Annotated in this window: 16 protein-coding genes; 5 read left to right on the forward strand and 11 right to left on the reverse strand. The window is 66.7% G+C overall.

Annotated features, from left to right (window positions below; genetic code table 11):
• The first annotated feature begins 5 nt into the window (after positions 1–5).
• Positions 6–548, forward strand: a complete 543-nt coding sequence (locus U5771_RS22710) for a response regulator transcription factor (RefSeq protein WP_044847841.1) — start codon at positions 6–8, stop codon at positions 546–548.
• A gap of 83 nt (positions 549–631) precedes the next feature.
• Here the strand turns inward: U5771_RS22710 and hslU are convergent, their stop codons facing one another.
• From hslU to dapF, 8 genes are all read right to left on the reverse strand, one after another.
• The gene (gene hslU / locus U5771_RS22715; RefSeq protein ID WP_322026033.1) at positions 632–1,975 is read right to left on the reverse strand and encodes an ATP-dependent protease ATPase subunit HslU; all 1,344 of its coding nucleotides are present in this window, start codon (positions 1,973–1,975) and stop codon (positions 632–634) included.
• Positions 1,976–1,985: 10 nt separating this feature from the next.
• Complete coding sequence (hslV, locus tag U5771_RS22720; RefSeq protein ID WP_322026034.1) at positions 1,986–2,522, reverse strand: ATP-dependent protease subunit HslV; 537 nt, start codon at positions 2,520–2,522, stop codon at positions 1,986–1,988.
• 237 nt (positions 2,523–2,759) lie between these two features.
• Entirely contained in the window at positions 2,760–3,176 is a 417-nt protein-coding gene (gene dksA / locus U5771_RS22725; RefSeq protein WP_006477498.1) for an RNA polymerase-binding protein DksA, read from the reverse strand.
• 492 nt (positions 3,177–3,668) lie between these two features.
• A complete protein-coding gene (locus tag U5771_RS22730) occupies positions 3,669–4,742 on the reverse strand; it encodes a GTP-binding protein (RefSeq protein ID WP_322026035.1) in 1,074 nt (357 codons plus the stop codon).
• Positions 4,743–4,941: 199 nt separating this feature from the next.
• Positions 4,942–6,156, reverse strand: coding sequence for a class I SAM-dependent rRNA methyltransferase (locus U5771_RS22735; protein ID WP_322026036.1), 1,215 nt, complete (start codon positions 6,154–6,156; stop codon positions 4,942–4,944).
• Positions 6,157–6,241: 85 nt separating this feature from the next.
• Entirely contained in the window at positions 6,242–7,162 is a 921-nt protein-coding gene (xerC, locus tag U5771_RS22740; protein ID WP_322026037.1) for a tyrosine recombinase XerC, read from the reverse strand.
• Between the two features lie 10 nt (positions 7,163–7,172).
• Complete coding sequence (locus U5771_RS22745; protein WP_322026038.1) at positions 7,173–7,898, reverse strand: DUF484 family protein; 726 nt, start codon at positions 7,896–7,898, stop codon at positions 7,173–7,175.
• Positions 7,899–7,934: 36 nt separating this feature from the next.
• Positions 7,935–8,804 carry a diaminopimelate epimerase gene (dapF, locus tag U5771_RS22750; protein WP_322026039.1) on the reverse strand — a complete coding sequence of 290 codons (870 nt, stop codon included), beginning with the start codon at positions 8,802–8,804 and terminating at the stop codon, positions 7,935–7,937.
• 418 nt (positions 8,805–9,222) lie between these two features.
• On the opposite strand from dapF, the gene U5771_RS22755 reads away from it, so the two are divergent.
• Positions 9,223–9,501, forward strand: coding sequence for a type II toxin-antitoxin system RelE/ParE family toxin (locus U5771_RS22755; RefSeq protein ID WP_322026040.1), 279 nt, complete (start codon positions 9,223–9,225; stop codon positions 9,499–9,501).
• A 14-nt stretch (positions 9,502–9,515) separates the two neighbouring features.
• Positions 9,516–9,818, forward strand: coding sequence for a HigA family addiction module antitoxin (locus U5771_RS22760; RefSeq protein ID WP_044847849.1), 303 nt, complete (start codon positions 9,516–9,518; stop codon positions 9,816–9,818).
• Positions 9,819–9,839: 21 nt separating this feature from the next.
• Here U5771_RS22760 and U5771_RS22765 read toward each other — a convergent pair whose 3' ends face one another.
• The gene (locus tag U5771_RS22765) at positions 9,840–10,724 is read right to left on the reverse strand and encodes a lipid A biosynthesis lauroyl acyltransferase (protein ID WP_322026041.1); all 885 of its coding nucleotides are present in this window, start codon (positions 10,722–10,724) and stop codon (positions 9,840–9,842) included.
• 265 nt (positions 10,725–10,989) lie between these two features.
• Here U5771_RS22765 and metK point away from each other — a divergent pair, with 265 nt between their 5' ends.
• Complete coding sequence (metK, locus tag U5771_RS22770; RefSeq protein WP_322026042.1) at positions 10,990–12,177, forward strand: methionine adenosyltransferase; 1,188 nt, start codon at positions 10,990–10,992, stop codon at positions 12,175–12,177.
• 117 nt (positions 12,178–12,294) lie between these two features.
• Here metK and U5771_RS22775 read toward each other — a convergent pair whose 3' ends face one another.
• Positions 12,295–12,636: a hypothetical protein gene (locus tag U5771_RS22775; protein WP_322026043.1), complete on the reverse strand. Its 342-nt coding sequence runs from the start codon at positions 12,634–12,636 to the stop codon at positions 12,295–12,297.
• 353 nt (positions 12,637–12,989) lie between these two features.
• On the opposite strand from U5771_RS22775, the gene U5771_RS22780 reads away from it, so the two are divergent.
• Positions 12,990–13,763, forward strand: a complete 774-nt coding sequence (locus tag U5771_RS22780) for a phytanoyl-CoA dioxygenase family protein (RefSeq protein WP_322026044.1) — start codon at positions 12,990–12,992, stop codon at positions 13,761–13,763.
• Between the two features lie 161 nt (positions 13,764–13,924).
• On the opposite strand, the gene U5771_RS22785 is transcribed toward U5771_RS22780, so the two are convergent.
• Positions 13,925–14,131: a DUF3185 family protein gene (locus tag U5771_RS22785; protein ID WP_322026045.1), complete on the reverse strand. Its 207-nt coding sequence runs from the start codon at positions 14,129–14,131 to the stop codon at positions 13,925–13,927.
• Positions 14,132–14,219: the final 88 nt, after the last annotated feature.

The following is a 14,219-nucleotide window of genomic DNA, read 5'->3' on the forward strand; positions in this document are numbered from 1 at the left end:
ACCACATGAGCGAGAACAATTTTCTGGTGATCGACGACAACGAGGTGTTCGCGGGCACGCTCGCGCGCGGCCTCGAGCGCCGCGGCTACGCGGTCCAGCAGGCGCACGACAAGGAGGCGGCACTGCGGCTCGCGGCCGGTGGCAAGTTCCAGTTCATCACCGTCGACCTGCATCTCGGCGACGATTCGGGCCTGAGCCTGATCGCGCCGTTGTGCGACCTGCAGCCCGACGCGCGGATTCTCGTGCTGACCGGCTACGCGAGCATCGCGACCGCCGTGCAGGCCGTGAAGGAAGGCGCCGACAACTATCTCGCGAAGCCTGCGAACATCGAGTCGATCCTGGCCGCGCTGCAGACCAACGCGAGCGAGGTGCAGGCCGACGAGGCGCTCGAGAATCCGGTCGTGCTGTCGGTCGACCGGCTCGAATGGGAGCACATCCAGCGCGTGCTCGCGGAGAACAACAACAATATTTCGGCGACGGCGCGCGCGCTGAACATGCACCGCCGCACGCTGCAGCGCAAGCTCGCGAAGAAGCCGGTGCGCCAGTAAGCGGCGCGGCGGCAGCGGCCGGCCGCACCAGCGAAAACGGGCGGCCCGCCGGGCCGCCCGTTTTTCATCCGACGCCGCGCGCGTTACAGCACGTAGCGCGACAGGTCTTCGTCCTGCGACACTTCGCCGAGCGCACGGTCGACATACTTCGCGTCGATCGTGACGCGCTCGCCGGCATGGTTGCCGGCCGAGAACGACACTTCCTCGAGCAGCTTCTCGATCACCGTGTACAGCCGGCGCGCGCCGATGTTCTCGGTCTTCTCGTTGACCGCGTACGCGATCTCGGCGAGGCGGCGGATGCCGTCTTCGGCGAACTCGAGCTGCACGTCTTCCGTGGCGAGCAGCGCCTGGTACTGCTTGACGAGGCTCGCGTCGGTCGCGACGAGGATCGCCTCGAAATCCTTCACCGACAGCGAGTCGAGCTCGACGCGGATCGGGAAGCGGCCCTGCAGTTCGGGAATCAGGTCGCTCGGCTTCGCGAGGTGGAACGCGCCGCTCGCGATGAACAGGATGTGATCGGTCTTCACCATCCCGTACTTCGTGTTGACCGTCGTGCCCTCGACGAGCGGCAGCAGGTCGCGCTGCACGCCCTGGCGCGACACTTCGCCGCCGCTGCCTTCGTTGTTGCGCGACGTGATCTTGTCGATCTCGTCGAGGAACACGATGCCGTTCTGCTCGACGTTCTGCACGGCCTTCGTCTTCACTTCCTCGTCGTTGAGCATCTTGGCCGCTTCCTCGTCGGTCAGCAGCTTCAGCGCTTCCTTGATCTTCACCTTGCGGCGCTGCTTCTTGCCGCTGCCGAGGTTCGAGAACATCGAGCGGATCTGCTCGGTCATCTCTTCCATCCCCGGCGGCGCCATGATGTCCATGCCGGCCGACGGCTGCTCGATGTCAAGCTCGACTTCCTTGTCGTCCAGCTGGCCTTCGCGCAGGCGCTTGCGGAAGGTCTGGCGCGTCGCGTTGTTGTCGTCGTTCGCGTGTTCGGCATTGCCGCCGAAGCCCACCGCGCGCGGTTGCGGCAGCAGGATGTCGAGGATCCGGTCTTCCGCCTGGTCGGTCGCCTTGCTGCGCACCTTGCGCATCTCGGATTCGCGCGTCTGCTTGACCGAGGTCTCGATCAGGTCGCGCACGATGCTGTCGACGTCGCGGCCGACGTAGCCGACTTCGGTGAACTTGGTCGCTTCGATCTTGATGAACGGCGCGTCGGCGAGCTTCGCGAGGCGGCGCGCGATTTCGGTCTTGCCGACACCCGTCGGCCCGATCATCAGGATGTTCTTCGGCGTGATTTCCTGGCGCAGCGGGTCGGCGACCTGCTGGCGGCGCCAGCGGTTGCGCAGCGCGACCGCGACGGCCTTCTTCGCCTTGTCCTGGCCGATGATGTGCTTGTCGAGTTCCGAGACGATCTCGGCAGGGGTCATGGTGCTCATGGTGCGGTCCTTACTCGATCGTTTCGATGATGCGGTTGTGGTTCGTGTAGATGCACATGTCGCCGGCGATCTCGAGCGACTTCTCGACGATCTCGCGCGGGGACAGCGCGGTGTTCTCCGCGAGCGCGCGGGCCGCGGCCTGCGCATAGGCGCCGCCCGAACCGATCGCGCAGATGCCGCCTTCCGGGTCGAGCACGTCGCCGTTGCCGGTGATCACGAGCGTGGTGGTCGCATCGGCTGTGATCAGCATCGCCTCGAGGCGGCGCAGCATCCGGTCGGTGCGCCAGTCCTTCGCGAGCTCGACGGCCGCACGGGTCAGGTTGCCCTGGTGCTTCTCGAGCTTCGCCTCGAAGCGATCGAGCAGCGAGAACGCATCGGCGGTGCCGCCCGCGAATCCGACCAGCACCTGGTTGTTGTAGATCCGCCGCACTTTCCGCGCGCCACCCTTCATGACGATGTTGCCGAGGGTTACCTGGCCGTCGCCGCCGAGCGCGACCTTGTCGTCGCGCCGGACCGAAACGATGGTCGTGCCGTGAAATTGCTCCATCTGCGTTCCTTGAGAAAAACGGGGAAGAGTCGGGCGGCGCCGGGCGCCGCCGCATGAATCGCAGTGCGCCGGGGAGCGGCCCGGCGCGCGTCCGTTTCATTTTAGGGCGGGCGCCGGGATATCAAGAGGGGGAGGCAAATCGGCCGGCGGGCCGGGAACCGGTGCCGGAAAAACAAAAAGCGCGCGGCAGGCCGCGCGCTTTCGGGAAGCAGCGTGTCGGAGCGGAACGCCGCTCGATCAGTCGCCGAACAGCTTCTGGCGCAGCTCGCGGCGCTCTTGCGCCTCGAGCGACAGCGTGGCCGTCGGGCGCGCGAGCAGGCGCGGGATGCCGATCGGTTCGCCGGTTTCCTCGCACCAGCCGTAGTCGCCGGAATCGATGCGGGCGAGCGACTGCTGAACCTTCTTGAGGAGCTTGCGTTCGCGATCGCGCGTGCGCAACTCGAGCGCGTGCTCTTCCTCGATCGTCGCGCGATCGGCGGGATCGGGCACGATCACCGTCTCGCGCAGGTTCTCGGTCGTCTGGCCTGCGTTCTTGAGGATGTCCGCCTGCAACTGTTCGAGCCGATTTTTGAAGAAGGCGAGCTGATCCTCATTCATGTAATCCTTGTCGCTCATCTTCAGGATTTCGGCTTCGGTCAAGAGTTTCTTCGTCATCTGCTTGCTTCTTCAATGTGCGGCAAATCAGGAGATAGTGCCTGCACTTTGGGATTACCCGCAACTGCGCTTGCAATCATTTGCGATTTGCCGCCGCGGGGCCGAAAGCCTCTGGAAAACCGGTTCTCAAATACCAGGATAGGCCTGGCGCGGATTTGCGCGCGCGGCGAACCGGGTGCTGCGCGGCAGATCGCATCGGCCGCGGCCGGGTGGCGGATGGGCGATCCGGCGCGGTTGCGATGCCCGGGTAATGGTTCAGCAAGAACCGGGCCTGTTATTGCCGTACTCCAGCGGGCACGTATTGTAACTGAATCGCAAGCGGGCGCCGTATCGGGTCGATCCCCGTCGGCTGCGCCAATATCTAGAAAATATAACGCGCAAATCGCGAAAAAGCGATGACGGCGAAACCCTTCCCGGAAAAGGCACCGCGCAAACGCCGCGGCCGCCCGCGAAGGCGGCCGCACGGAAGGCGCGCGACGCCGGCCCGAATGCTCAGGCGAGGCAGGCGTCGAGGCCGTCGGTGATCAGGTCCTGCGGCAGGTCGACGCCGATGAACACCATCTTGTTGGTCTTCTTCTCGACCGGCAGCCACTTCGAGGCGAGGTCGCTGCCCATCATCTGGTGCACGCCCTGGAACACGACCTTGCGGTCGACGCCCTTCATGTACAGCACGCCCTTGTAGCGCAGCATCCGTTCGCCATAGATCTGCAGGATGCCGCCGAGGAAGTCTTCCAGCTTGTTCGGGTCGAACGGGCGGTCGTTGCGGTACACGAACGACTTGATCTTGTCGTCGTGGTGCGCGTGGTGGTGATGGCCGTGGCCGTGGTCGTGATCATGCGCGCATTGACCGTGATCGTGGTCGCAATGCGCGTGATCATGGTCGTGATCGTGGTGATGGTGCGCGTGGTCGTCCTCGGCGAGGAAGTCCGGGTCGATCTCGAGCTTCGCGTTCAGGTTGAAGCCGCGCAGGTCGAAGATTTCCTTGATGTCGGCTTCGCCGAAGTTGACGACCTTGATCGTCGCCTTCGGGTTCATGTGCATCAGGCGGTGCTTGAGCGCCGCGACGGCCTGGTCGTCGACCAGGTCCGACTTCGTGATGAACAGGCGATCGGCGAAGCCGACCTGGCGCTGCACCACTTCGTGTTCGTCGAGCTGCGCGTTCGCGTGCTTCGCGTCGACCAGCGTGATGACCGCGTCGAGCAGGAAGTCGTCGGCGATCTCGCTGTCGATGAAGAAGGTCTGCGCGACGGGGCCCGGGTTCGCGAGGCCGGTCGTTTCGATCACGATGCGGTCGAAGTCGAGCTTGCCTTCGCGCTTCTTCGCGGCCAGATCGCCGAGCGCGCGTGCGAGGTCGCCGCGGATCGTGCAGCAGATGCAGCCGTTGCTCATCTGGATGATCTGCTCGTTCGTGTCCTGAACGAGGATCTCGTTGTCGATGTTCTCTTCGCCGAACTCGTTCTCGATCACGGCGATCTTCATGCCGTGCTGTTCGTTCAGGATGCGCTTGAGCAGCGTCGTCTTGCCGCTGCCGAGGAAGCCGGTAAGGATGGTGACGGGAGTGGCCATGTCGGTCGCCTGTGGTTCGTGAATCGGGGTCAAAACCAGGATGTGTGCGTCGCGCCGTCGACTCGCGAGCCGGGGCGCACAACCATCCATTGAAACATACCTGTCAAGCCCTCGCCCGTCGTCCGGACGACAGGCTCGAGCGCGGGGCCGCCAGCGCGGAAGGGCCGGCGGACGCGGGTGTGCGGGTAGATCGGGGCGATCAGACGATTTGCAACAGCAGGCCCTTCAGATATTCGCCTTCCGGGAACGCGGCGAGCAGCGGGTGATCGACGCCCGCGCCGAGCCGCTTCAGGATCCGCGCGTCGACCTTCGCGTCGGCGGCCGCGCCCGCGACGATCTTCTGGAACAGATCCATGTCGATCGCGCCCGAGCACGAGTACGTGAACAGCAGGCCGCCCGGACGCAGCAGCTTGAAGCCGCTCAGGTTGATGTCCTTGTACGCGCGCGACGCGCGGTCGACGCTGTCGCGGGTCGGCGCGAACTTCGGCGGATCGAGCACGATCAGGTCGAAACGCTCGCCTTCGTCGACGAGGCGGCGCAGCGTCTTGAACGCGTCCGCGTCGAGCCAGGTCGCGCGCGCGGCGTCGAAGCCGTTCGCGACGACGTTCTGCCGCGCGAGCGCGAGCGCGTCGCCCGACGAGTCGATCGACACGACGCGTTGCGCGCCGCCCTTGAGCGCCGCGAGCGAGAAGCCGCCCGTGTAGCAGAAGCAGTTGAGCACGTCGCGGCCGGCCGCGTATTGCGCGACCAGCGCGCGGTTGTCGCGCTGGTCGACGTAGAAGCCCGTCTTGTGGCCGTTCGGCACGTCGACGTGATAACGCACGCCGTTTTCGTTCGCGATCAGCGTCGCGGGCGGCGCGTCGCCCGCGAGCACGCCGGTCGTCTGCGCGAGCCCTTCCTTGTCGCGGATCGACACGTCCGAGCGTTCGTACACGTTCGGGCAGCCGGTCGCGCCGCTGAGCGCCGCGACGATCGCGTCCTTCCACGCGTCGACGCCCGCGGCCATGAACTGGCACACGAGCTGGCCGCGCGGCGCGGCCCCCGGTTCGGCCGTGTCCGCGATGTAGTAGTCGACGATCAGCCCCGGCAGCCCGTCGGCTTCGCCGAACACGAGCCGCACCGCGCCCGTGCCGGACACCATCGTCGTGCGGTGCCCGACCGCGCGCTGCACGCGGCGTTTGAAGAAAGCGTGATCGATCGGCTCGTTCTCGTCGAAGCTCCACACGCGCACGCGGATCTGCGACTGCGGGCTGTAGGCGCCGCGCGCGAGGAAGCGGCCGTCGTGCGCGCGCACGACCACGGTCGCGCCGGGCGCGGGCGTGCCGTCGACGCGGTCGATCGCATTGGCGTAGATCCACGGATGCCGGCGCAGCAGCGATTTTTCCTTGGACGGTTTGAGTGTGACGGTTTGCATGATCGGATCGAAAGGGGCCGCGGACGGCGCCGGTCGTTGCCGGCCGCCGCGCGCGGCGGGTAGGGCGGGTAGGGCGGGATTCGCGTCAGTCGCGCTTCTTCGCGCGCGGGTGCGCGCTGTCGTAAATTTTCGCGAGATGCTGGAAGTCGAGCGACGTGTAGACCTGCGTCGCGGCGACGCTCGCGTGGCCCAGCAGCTCCTGCACCGCGCGCAGGTCGCCGCTCGACTGCAGCACGTGCGTCGCGAACGAGTGGCGCAGCACGTGCGGGTGGACGTTGGCGGGGATGCCGGCGGTCAGCGCCGCGCGCTTCACGCGGTCGCGCACGACGCCCGGCGCCATCCGGTTGCCGCGCACGGACACGAACAGCGGATGCGGATCGTGCTTCACGAATTCGCCGCGCACCGCGAGCCACGCGTTCAGCGCCTCGATCGCCTTGCGGCCGACCGGCACCTTGCGTTCCTTGTTGCCCTTGCCGCGCACGGTGACTTCGGCTTCGGCGAGGTCGAGCCAGCCGGCCGAGCGGTAGCCGTCGGCCTGCGTGTACATGACGTCGAGCCCGACCAGTTCGGCAAGGCGCAGCCCGGACGAATAGAACAGCTCGAGGATCGCGTGATCGCGGATGCCTTCGGTCGTGCCGGCGAGCGGCGCGTCCATGAGTGCGACCGCATCGTCGACCGACAGCGCTTTGGGCAGCGATTTCTCGCGTTTGGGCGCACGCACCCCGGCAACGGGATTCGCGGGCATCTCGATGCGCTGAGCGAGCCAGCGATAGAACGCACGCCATGCGGAAAGCCGGTGCGAGATCGAGCGAGCGGACAAGCCGCCGGCATGTGCGCGCACGACCGCGCCGCGCATGTCGGCGGCGGTGAGCGAATCAAGCGGGCGGCCGGCGGCGAGCTTCTTCAACTCGTCGAGTTCGTGCGTATATGCACGCAGCGTGTGTTCCGACAGCTGCCTGACGTGCTTCAGGTTCGACAGGTAGGCGGCGATCGGATCGTCGGTCATGAGGGCGATCTCAATGCGGCAGCAGGCGCGTGAGCGCGGCGCTCGCGAGCGTCGCGATCTGCGCGAGGAAGTCGGTCGCCATCCCGTCGTGGAAGCGGCGCGGATCGGGCGAGCCGAGCACGAGCAGGCCGAACGCGGGCGCATCGGTGCCGGCGAGCGGCGCGCGCAGCGCGAGCAGCGCGACCGACGTGGCCGCGCCGTCGCCGGCCGGTGCGGCTTCGGTGCCTTCCGCCGCATTCACGGCCGGTGCCGCAAGCGCGGGCGCGAGCCACTGGGCCGCTTCGAAACCGGTGTTCGCGCCGCAGTACGGCGTCGACAGCCCGTTCGTGAACAGGCGCACTTCCTCGCCGACCTGGCGGGCGAAATCGGCCTGCGCGTAGGTGTCGGCGACGTCCCACACGCGCAGCGCGGTTTGCGGCACGTCGAACACGTCCGCGATGCCCTCGGCGATCGTGCGCGGCAGCGCGTACGGATCGCGTTCCGCGATCACGCGCGCGGTCCAGCGGCTGAACTTCGCGGACAGGCTGTCGTTCTCGTGGCCGTAGCGCACGAGCTCGGCGAGCCGGCGCTCGAGATGCTTGTTCTTGTCGCGCAGCATCTCCATCTGCCGCTCCTGCAGCGAGATCGCGGCCTTGCCGTGCGGGTTCGCGAGACGGATCGTCGCGAGCAGTTCCGCGTGTTGCGCGAAGAATTCGGGATTGGCGAGCAGGTAGTCGGCGACTTCGCGATCGTTCATGTGGCTGGAGCGTTCAGTTATCAGGACGTTGAAGGGTCAGACGTTCAGGTCGATCTCGCCTTCGAACACGGTCGCGGCGGGCCCGGACATCATCAGCGCGGCGGCTTCGTCGCGCGCGCCGTCCCAGCCGATCGTCAGCGTGCCGCCGTGGGTGTGCACGGTCACCGGCGAATCGAGCAGGCCGCGCCGGATGCCGGCCGCCACCGCCGCGCATGCGCCGGTGCCGCACGCGAGCGTCTCGCCCGCGCCGCGTTCGTATACGCGCAGCTTCACCTCGGTGCGCGACACGATCTGCATGAAGCCGGCATTCACGCGCTGCGGGAAGCGGGCGTGGCGCTCGATCAGCGGGCCTTCGTCGAGCACCGGATACGCTTCGGCATCGTCGACGACCTGCACCGCGTGCGGGTTGCCCATCGACACCGTCGAGATCCAGCGCGTGTGGCCGCCGACGTCGAGTGGCCACAGCGTGTCGTTGCCTTCCGTCCGGCCGTCGAGCCCCGCGGCGTCGAACGGTACCTCCGCCGGCGCGAACACGGGCGCGCCCATGTCGACGACGACTTCGCCGTTGTCCTGCATCGTCAGCGTGATCAGGCCCTTCATCACCTGCACGCGCACGCTGCGCTTGTCGGTCAGGCCGCGGTCGCTGACGAACTTCACGAAGCAGCGCGCGCCGTTGCCGCAGTGTTCGACTTCGCCGCCGTCGCAATTGAAGATCCGGTACTTGAAATCCGCGCCGTCGACGGTCGGTTTCTCGACGAGCAGCAACTGGTCGGCGCCGATGCCGAAGTGTCGGTTGGCGAGCGCGCGCACCTGCGCCTCGGTGAGCGGCGGCAACGCGCGCGAATAGCTGTCGAGCACGACGAAGTCGTTGCCCGCGCCGTGCATCTTGGTGAACGAGAGTTTCACTGGGTCCGGAATTCCATGGCGAACAGGGCGGCCGGCACGACGGACGCGGCGTGCCGCCCTGCCGGGCGGCGTCGTTCGTCGTGCTGATCTCAACCGCAAATGATACATGCAGCCGACAGGGGCGTCCCGCGCGGGCGGGGCGTCGGGCGTCGTTCGGGCGGCGGAGCGCGGCGCTGCCGGCCGATCGGCTGACTGGTCGCGTGGGCGGTGAGTCGGCAGATTGAGGTGGTGCGATGGGGCGAGCGTTGTCGGGACCGGTGAATCCGGCGGCACGCGTCCCGCCGTTGCCAGCGCACGGGATTCCCCGCGTGCGTGTTTTCGTACCGGTCAAATTGACAAATCAATCAGGCGATTCGTATAGTCTGGCTATACGCCATGTGGGCCATGCCATCGAATCGCACTCGAGTGTGGGAGGCCCATGATCAAGTCATGGCAGCACAACGGGCTGGAAGCGTTTTTCACGAACGGGAGCAAGGCTGGCATCCGGCCGGATCATGCCCCGAGGTTGCGGCGCCAGCTTGCCCGTCTCGACATGGCGAGCCAGCCGTTCGACATGAACGTACCAGGCTGGCGCCTGCATGGCCTCGCCGGCGGGCTGGAGGGTTACTACTCGGTGAGCGTGAGCGTCAACTGGCGCCTGACGTTCAGGTTCGAGGGCCCTGATGTCGTCCTGGTCAACTATCAAGACTATCACTGAGGTCATTCAACGCCATGACTCGCATCTTCAATCCGCCCCATCCGGGCGAGGCGCTGCGCGACGACGTCTTGCCGGCGCTCGGCCTGACCGTCACCGAAGCCGCTGCGCAGCTCGGCGTCACGCGCGCGGCGCTGTCGCGCATCCTGCACGGCCATGCCGGCATCTCGCCTGAAATGGCGCTGCGTCTCGAAGCGTGGCTGGGCGAGGAAAACGGCGGGAAGGCGGATCTGTGGCTGGCGCAGCAGTCGGCCTACGATCTCTGGCAGGCGCGCGCGAAAGGCGCGCCGAAGGTGGCGAGGGTGCAGGCGCGCATCTGACGGCGCGCCCGCGGGTTCGACTCAGTAGACGCTCGGCTCGCCGGGCGGGCGCGTCTTGAAGCGCTTGTGCACCCAGTAATACTGCTCGGGCATCAGCGGAATCTGTTCCTCTAGGAATTCGTTCATCCGCCGCGCGTCGAGATCGTCGTCGCCGGTCGGATAGTGATCCCACGGCTTGAACACCTTCAGCCGGTACCCCTTGTAGTTCGGCAGCACCTCGCCGATGAACGGCAGGACCTGCGCGTGGCCGGTCTTTGCGAACCGGCCGACGGCCGTCAGCGTGCAGGCCGGAACGCCGAAGAAGGGCACGAACGTCGAGTTGCGCAGCCCGTAGTCCATGTCGGCGCCGAGCATCACCGGCTTGCGGTCGCGCAGCCAGCGCAGCACGGTACGCGCGTTGTCGGCCCGGCTCGCGAGTTCCGCGCCGAAGCGGCTGCGGCCGGCTTTGGCCGCGGCTTCGATTTCCGGGCTCTTCATCGGCGTGTAGAGCGAGCCGCACGTCCGGGCGAGTGCAAGATTGAGCGCCATCGAGCCGGCCTCGATGCCGACGAAATGGAAACCGAGCAGCAGCGTCGGCGGCATGTCCGGATCGGTGAGGTCGACCTCGCTCTCGACCGTAAACAGCTTGCGATAGGCCGCTTCCGACGCGAACCACTGGTAGCTGCGCTCGACGTAGCTGCGGATCGCGTGGCGGAAATGCAGGCCCGCCACTTCCTCGCGCCGTTCGTCGCTCCAGTCGGGGAAGCAGAGTTTCAGATTGATATGTACGATGCGCTTGCGCCGGCTGGGAATCTGATACAGCAGCCAGCCGAGGCCATCGCCGAACCGTGCGGTCAGACCGTAGGGCAGCAGGGCGAGCAGCTTCAGCAAGCCGATGGCGAGGTGCGTGCCGAGGCGGCCTAGCATGCGGAATCTCCGTGGGGCCGGCTGGCCGGCACGTTGCGAACAGGGGGGTAGGACAGCGGACGATGCAGCACGGGCGGCGCTCTGTGACAATTCAAGAAAGCCGTTATAATACGGGCTTCGCCGAGTTAACTGACAACTTGCGGGGCGAAGCCGGCTGGCGCGAAGCGCGCTGCCCGGTTCTGGTAATCCGCTAAAGCGTCGCCGCTTCAGGCCCAACGAAGCTGGCTACGTGAAACCAACCGTAACCACACAGGAGCCTGAAAAAGTGGCAAACGATTATCTCTTCACGTCCGAATCCGTCTCCGAAGGCCATCCGGACAAGGTCGCGGACCAAATCTCGGACGCGATTCTCGACGCCATCCTCGAGCAGGACAAATATTCCCGCGTTGCGGCCGAAACGCTGTGCAACACGGGTCTCGTCGTTCTGGCCGGTGAAATCACCACGACGGCCAACATCGATTACATCCAGATCGCGCGCGACACCATCAAGCGCATCGGCTACGACAACACCGAATACGGCATCGACTACAAGGGTTGCGCGGTGCTCGTCGCGTACGACAAGCAGTCGCCGGACATCGCGCAAGGCGTCGATCGCGCGCATGACGACAACCTCGATCAAGGCGCGGGCGACCAGGGCCTGATGTTCGGTTACGCATGCGACGAAACGCCGGAACTGATGCCGCTGCCGATCTACCTGTCGCACCGTCTCGTCGAGCGCCAGGCCAGCCTGCGCCGCGACGGCCGCCTGCAGTGGCTGCGTCCGGACGCGAAGTCGCAGGTCACGGTCCGCTACGTCGATGGCCGCCCGGATTCGATCGACACCGTCGTGCTGTCGACGCAGCACGCACCGGACATCGAGCTGCCGGCGCTGCGCGAAGCCGTGATCGAGGAAATCATCAAGCCGACGCTGCCGGCCGACCTGATCAAGGGCGACATCAAGTTCCTGGTGAACCCGACCGGCCGGTTCGTGATCGGCGGCCCGCAGGGCGACTGCGGCCTGACCGGCCGCAAGATCATCGTCGATACCTACGGCGGTGCCGCACCGCACGGCGGCGGCGCGTTCTCGGGCAAGGATCCGTCGAAGGTCGACCGTTCGGCGGCGTATGCCGGCCGTTACGTCGCGAAGAACATCGTCGCGGCAGGCCTCGCATCGCGCGCGCTGATCCAGGTGTCGTACGCGATCGGCGTCGCCGAGCCGACCTCGGTGATGGTCAACACGTTCGGCACGGGCCGCGTGTCGGATGCGGTGATCACGCAGCTCGTGCGCGAGCATTTCGACCTGCGTCCGAAGGGCATCATCAAGATGCTCGACCTGCTGCGCCCGATCTACGAGAAGACGGCCGCTTACGGTCACTTCGGCCGCGAAGAGCCGGAATTCTCGTGGGAAGCAACCGACAAGGCACTCGCGCTGGCCGAAGCGGCTGGCGTGGAGCCGACGGCACGCGTCGCGTAAGCGTCGTCCGCCTGAAACGAAAAACCCCGGCATGCCGGGGTTTTTTTATGCGTGTCGCGCGCCGGCGAGATGACGGCGTCGCGACGATCGTGGCGGGCACTGCCCGCCGGCGCGGCTTCAGCGTGCGCTGAACCCGAACCAGCCGTTGCTGGCCGCGAGGCGGCGCGGGCGGTTGATGCGGCGCTGCGGGCCCAGCGTGCGGCGCAGCGCGAGCGCGCGCAGCGACGACGGCTTCTGCAGCAGCGTTCGCAGGCCGGCGCGGCGTGCGAACGCCTGCGCGCTCATCATCGAGAAGAACGCGTGGAACCACGCGCGGATGCCGTCCAGCCGGCTGTGCGCTTGCGTGTGCTCGGCGAGCGCCTGCGTGCGGGCGCGGTGATGGCGCAGCGGGCGGGCGGGAGCAGGCGGCACGACGCGCTTTGCAGCGCGGCTGAGACGGGAAGTCAGACGGAATGGCATGTGAACGATGCTTCGCTTGTATGGATGGCGCCCTTGAAGAGCGCACTGGTATGAACGGCCTCGGATGGCGCAACGGATCTTACCGAAAGTCGTTGCGCGCCGCGCCCGCCAGAATTGACAGGCCGCGACAGGCTACAGGGGTTTCATGACGTGCAAAAGTCGCGATAAACCCTTGTGCCGCAAGCGTGTCGCCGCATACCGCCTGTCGCTGAGGCTCGCGCCGCGCCGCACAGTTCCCTTGCGCCAGATCAAATCGGCGATTGGCATGCCCCTGCGCACGACAATGGCGCTGTTCGCGGCATCCGGCGCCGATTTACAATCGTCACATTCACACAATAAACATCTGGCATCCCATGTCGTCTCCATTGCAGTCGGAATCGATCCGCGCGCAAGTCGCGGAATTGCGCGAACGCGGCTTCGTCGTCGCGCGCGGCCTCGTCGGCGAAGCGCAGTGCGCGGCGCTCAAGCAGATCGCGGAGCGCCAGTTGCAGGAAGCGGCGGAGCCGATCGAGTTCGAAGCGGATTTGCGCTACCCGGGTGCGCCCGAGTCGAAGCATGCGCCGGGCGGGCACACGGTGCGGCGGCTGCTGGACGCCTACACGCGCGATCCGGCGTTCGCCGAGCGCGCGATCGCACCCGAAATCGGCGCGTGGATGCGCGAGTACTTCGGCGAGCAGCCGGTGCTGTCGCGCGCGCATCACAACTGCATGATGACGAAGCACCCGGCGTACGGCAGCCTGACGGGCTGGCATCGCGACTTCCGCTACTGGTCGTTCGAACGCGCGGACATGGTGTCGGTGTGGCTCGCGCTCGGGCCGGAAACGAATGAAAACGGGGCGCTCTGGCTGGTGCCGGGCTCGCACACGGCCGAATTCGGGCCGGAAGCGTTCGACGACGCGAAGTTCTTCCGCGGCGACCTGCCGGAAAACCGCAGGATGATCGACGCGGCAACCTGCCCGTCGCTCCAGACGGGCGACGTCGTGTTCTTCCACTGCAACACGCTGCATTCGGCGGGGCAGAATCGCTCCGACCAGGTGAAGTTCTCGCTTGTCTACACGTATCACGGCGTGAGCAACCGGCCCATGCCGGGCACGCGTTCGGCGGCGAAGCCGGAAGTGCAGTTCTAGCAGCGGTTCGGGCGGCGATGCAGCCGCGTCGGCGGTCCGATGCGGCGTTGCCGCCGCGCGGGCGGATGAACAAACGGGCGGCCTGGGCCGCCCGTTGCGTTTTGCACGGCCCGCGCGCGCAATGCGGGCCGTCGTGCGTCGTGCGTCGCGCGGTTACGCGATCAGCGCCTGTTGGCCGGCATCGCGAGGCCGATCAGGCCGATCAGCATTGCGACGGCGCCGCCGGCGATCAGCAGGATCGTCTTCGTGGCGGGCGAGCCGGTGAAGAAGCGCGACACGTTGTCGTTGATCGAATGGAACGACTGGCCGCCGAAATACAGCAGCACGATGCCGCCGACGAGCAGCGCTACCGAGATGACCCGGGACATACCAACCTCGCTGTAACGGTGATTCGAGACGCCGCAGTGTAGGCGACGCGCGCGGTCGCGTCCATTGTCGTGCGTTGCCGTGCGCGCA

It is taken from the genome of Burkholderia sp. BCC1977 (assembly GCF_905339595.1).
Lineage (GTDB): Bacteria > Pseudomonadota > Gammaproteobacteria > Burkholderiales > Burkholderiaceae > Burkholderia.

Excerpts from the sequence above, each read along its gene's own strand:
- U5771_RS22710 (WP_044847841.1), top strand. The coding sequence starts at position 6 with ATGAGCGAGAACAATTTTCTGGTGATCGACGACAACGAGGTGTTCGCG.
- hslU (WP_322026033.1), bottom strand. The coding sequence starts at position 1,975 with ATGAGCACCATGACCCCTGCCGAGATCGTCTCGGAACTCGACAAGCAC.
- hslV (WP_322026034.1), bottom strand. The coding sequence starts at position 2,522 with ATGGAGCAATTTCACGGCACGACCATCGTTTCGGTCCGGCGCGACGAC.
- dksA (WP_006477498.1), bottom strand. The coding sequence starts at position 3,176 with ATGACGAAGAAACTCTTGACCGAAGCCGAAATCCTGAAGATGAGCGAC.
- U5771_RS22730 (WP_322026035.1), bottom strand. The coding sequence starts at position 4,742 with ATGGCCACTCCCGTCACCATCCTTACCGGCTTCCTCGGCAGCGGCAAG.
- U5771_RS22735 (WP_322026036.1), bottom strand. The coding sequence starts at position 6,156 with ATGCAAACCGTCACACTCAAACCGTCCAAGGAAAAATCGCTGCTGCGC.
- xerC (WP_322026037.1), bottom strand. The coding sequence starts at position 7,162 with ATGACCGACGATCCGATCGCCGCCTACCTGTCGAACCTGAAGCACGTC.
- U5771_RS22745 (WP_322026038.1), bottom strand. The coding sequence starts at position 7,898 with ATGAACGATCGCGAAGTCGCCGACTACCTGCTCGCCAATCCCGAATTC.
- U5771_RS22755 (WP_322026040.1), top strand. The coding sequence starts at position 9,223 with ATGATCAAGTCATGGCAGCACAACGGGCTGGAAGCGTTTTTCACGAAC.
- U5771_RS22760 (WP_044847849.1), top strand. The coding sequence starts at position 9,516 with ATGACTCGCATCTTCAATCCGCCCCATCCGGGCGAGGCGCTGCGCGAC.
- U5771_RS22765 (WP_322026041.1), bottom strand. The coding sequence starts at position 10,724 with ATGCTAGGCCGCCTCGGCACGCACCTCGCCATCGGCTTGCTGAAGCTG.
- U5771_RS22775 (WP_322026043.1), bottom strand. The coding sequence starts at position 12,636 with ATGCCATTCCGTCTGACTTCCCGTCTCAGCCGCGCTGCAAAGCGCGTC.
- U5771_RS22780 (WP_322026044.1), top strand. The coding sequence starts at position 12,990 with ATGTCGTCTCCATTGCAGTCGGAATCGATCCGCGCGCAAGTCGCGGAA.
- U5771_RS22785 (WP_322026045.1), bottom strand. The coding sequence starts at position 14,131 with ATGTCCCGGGTCATCTCGGTAGCGCTGCTCGTCGGCGGCATCGTGCTG.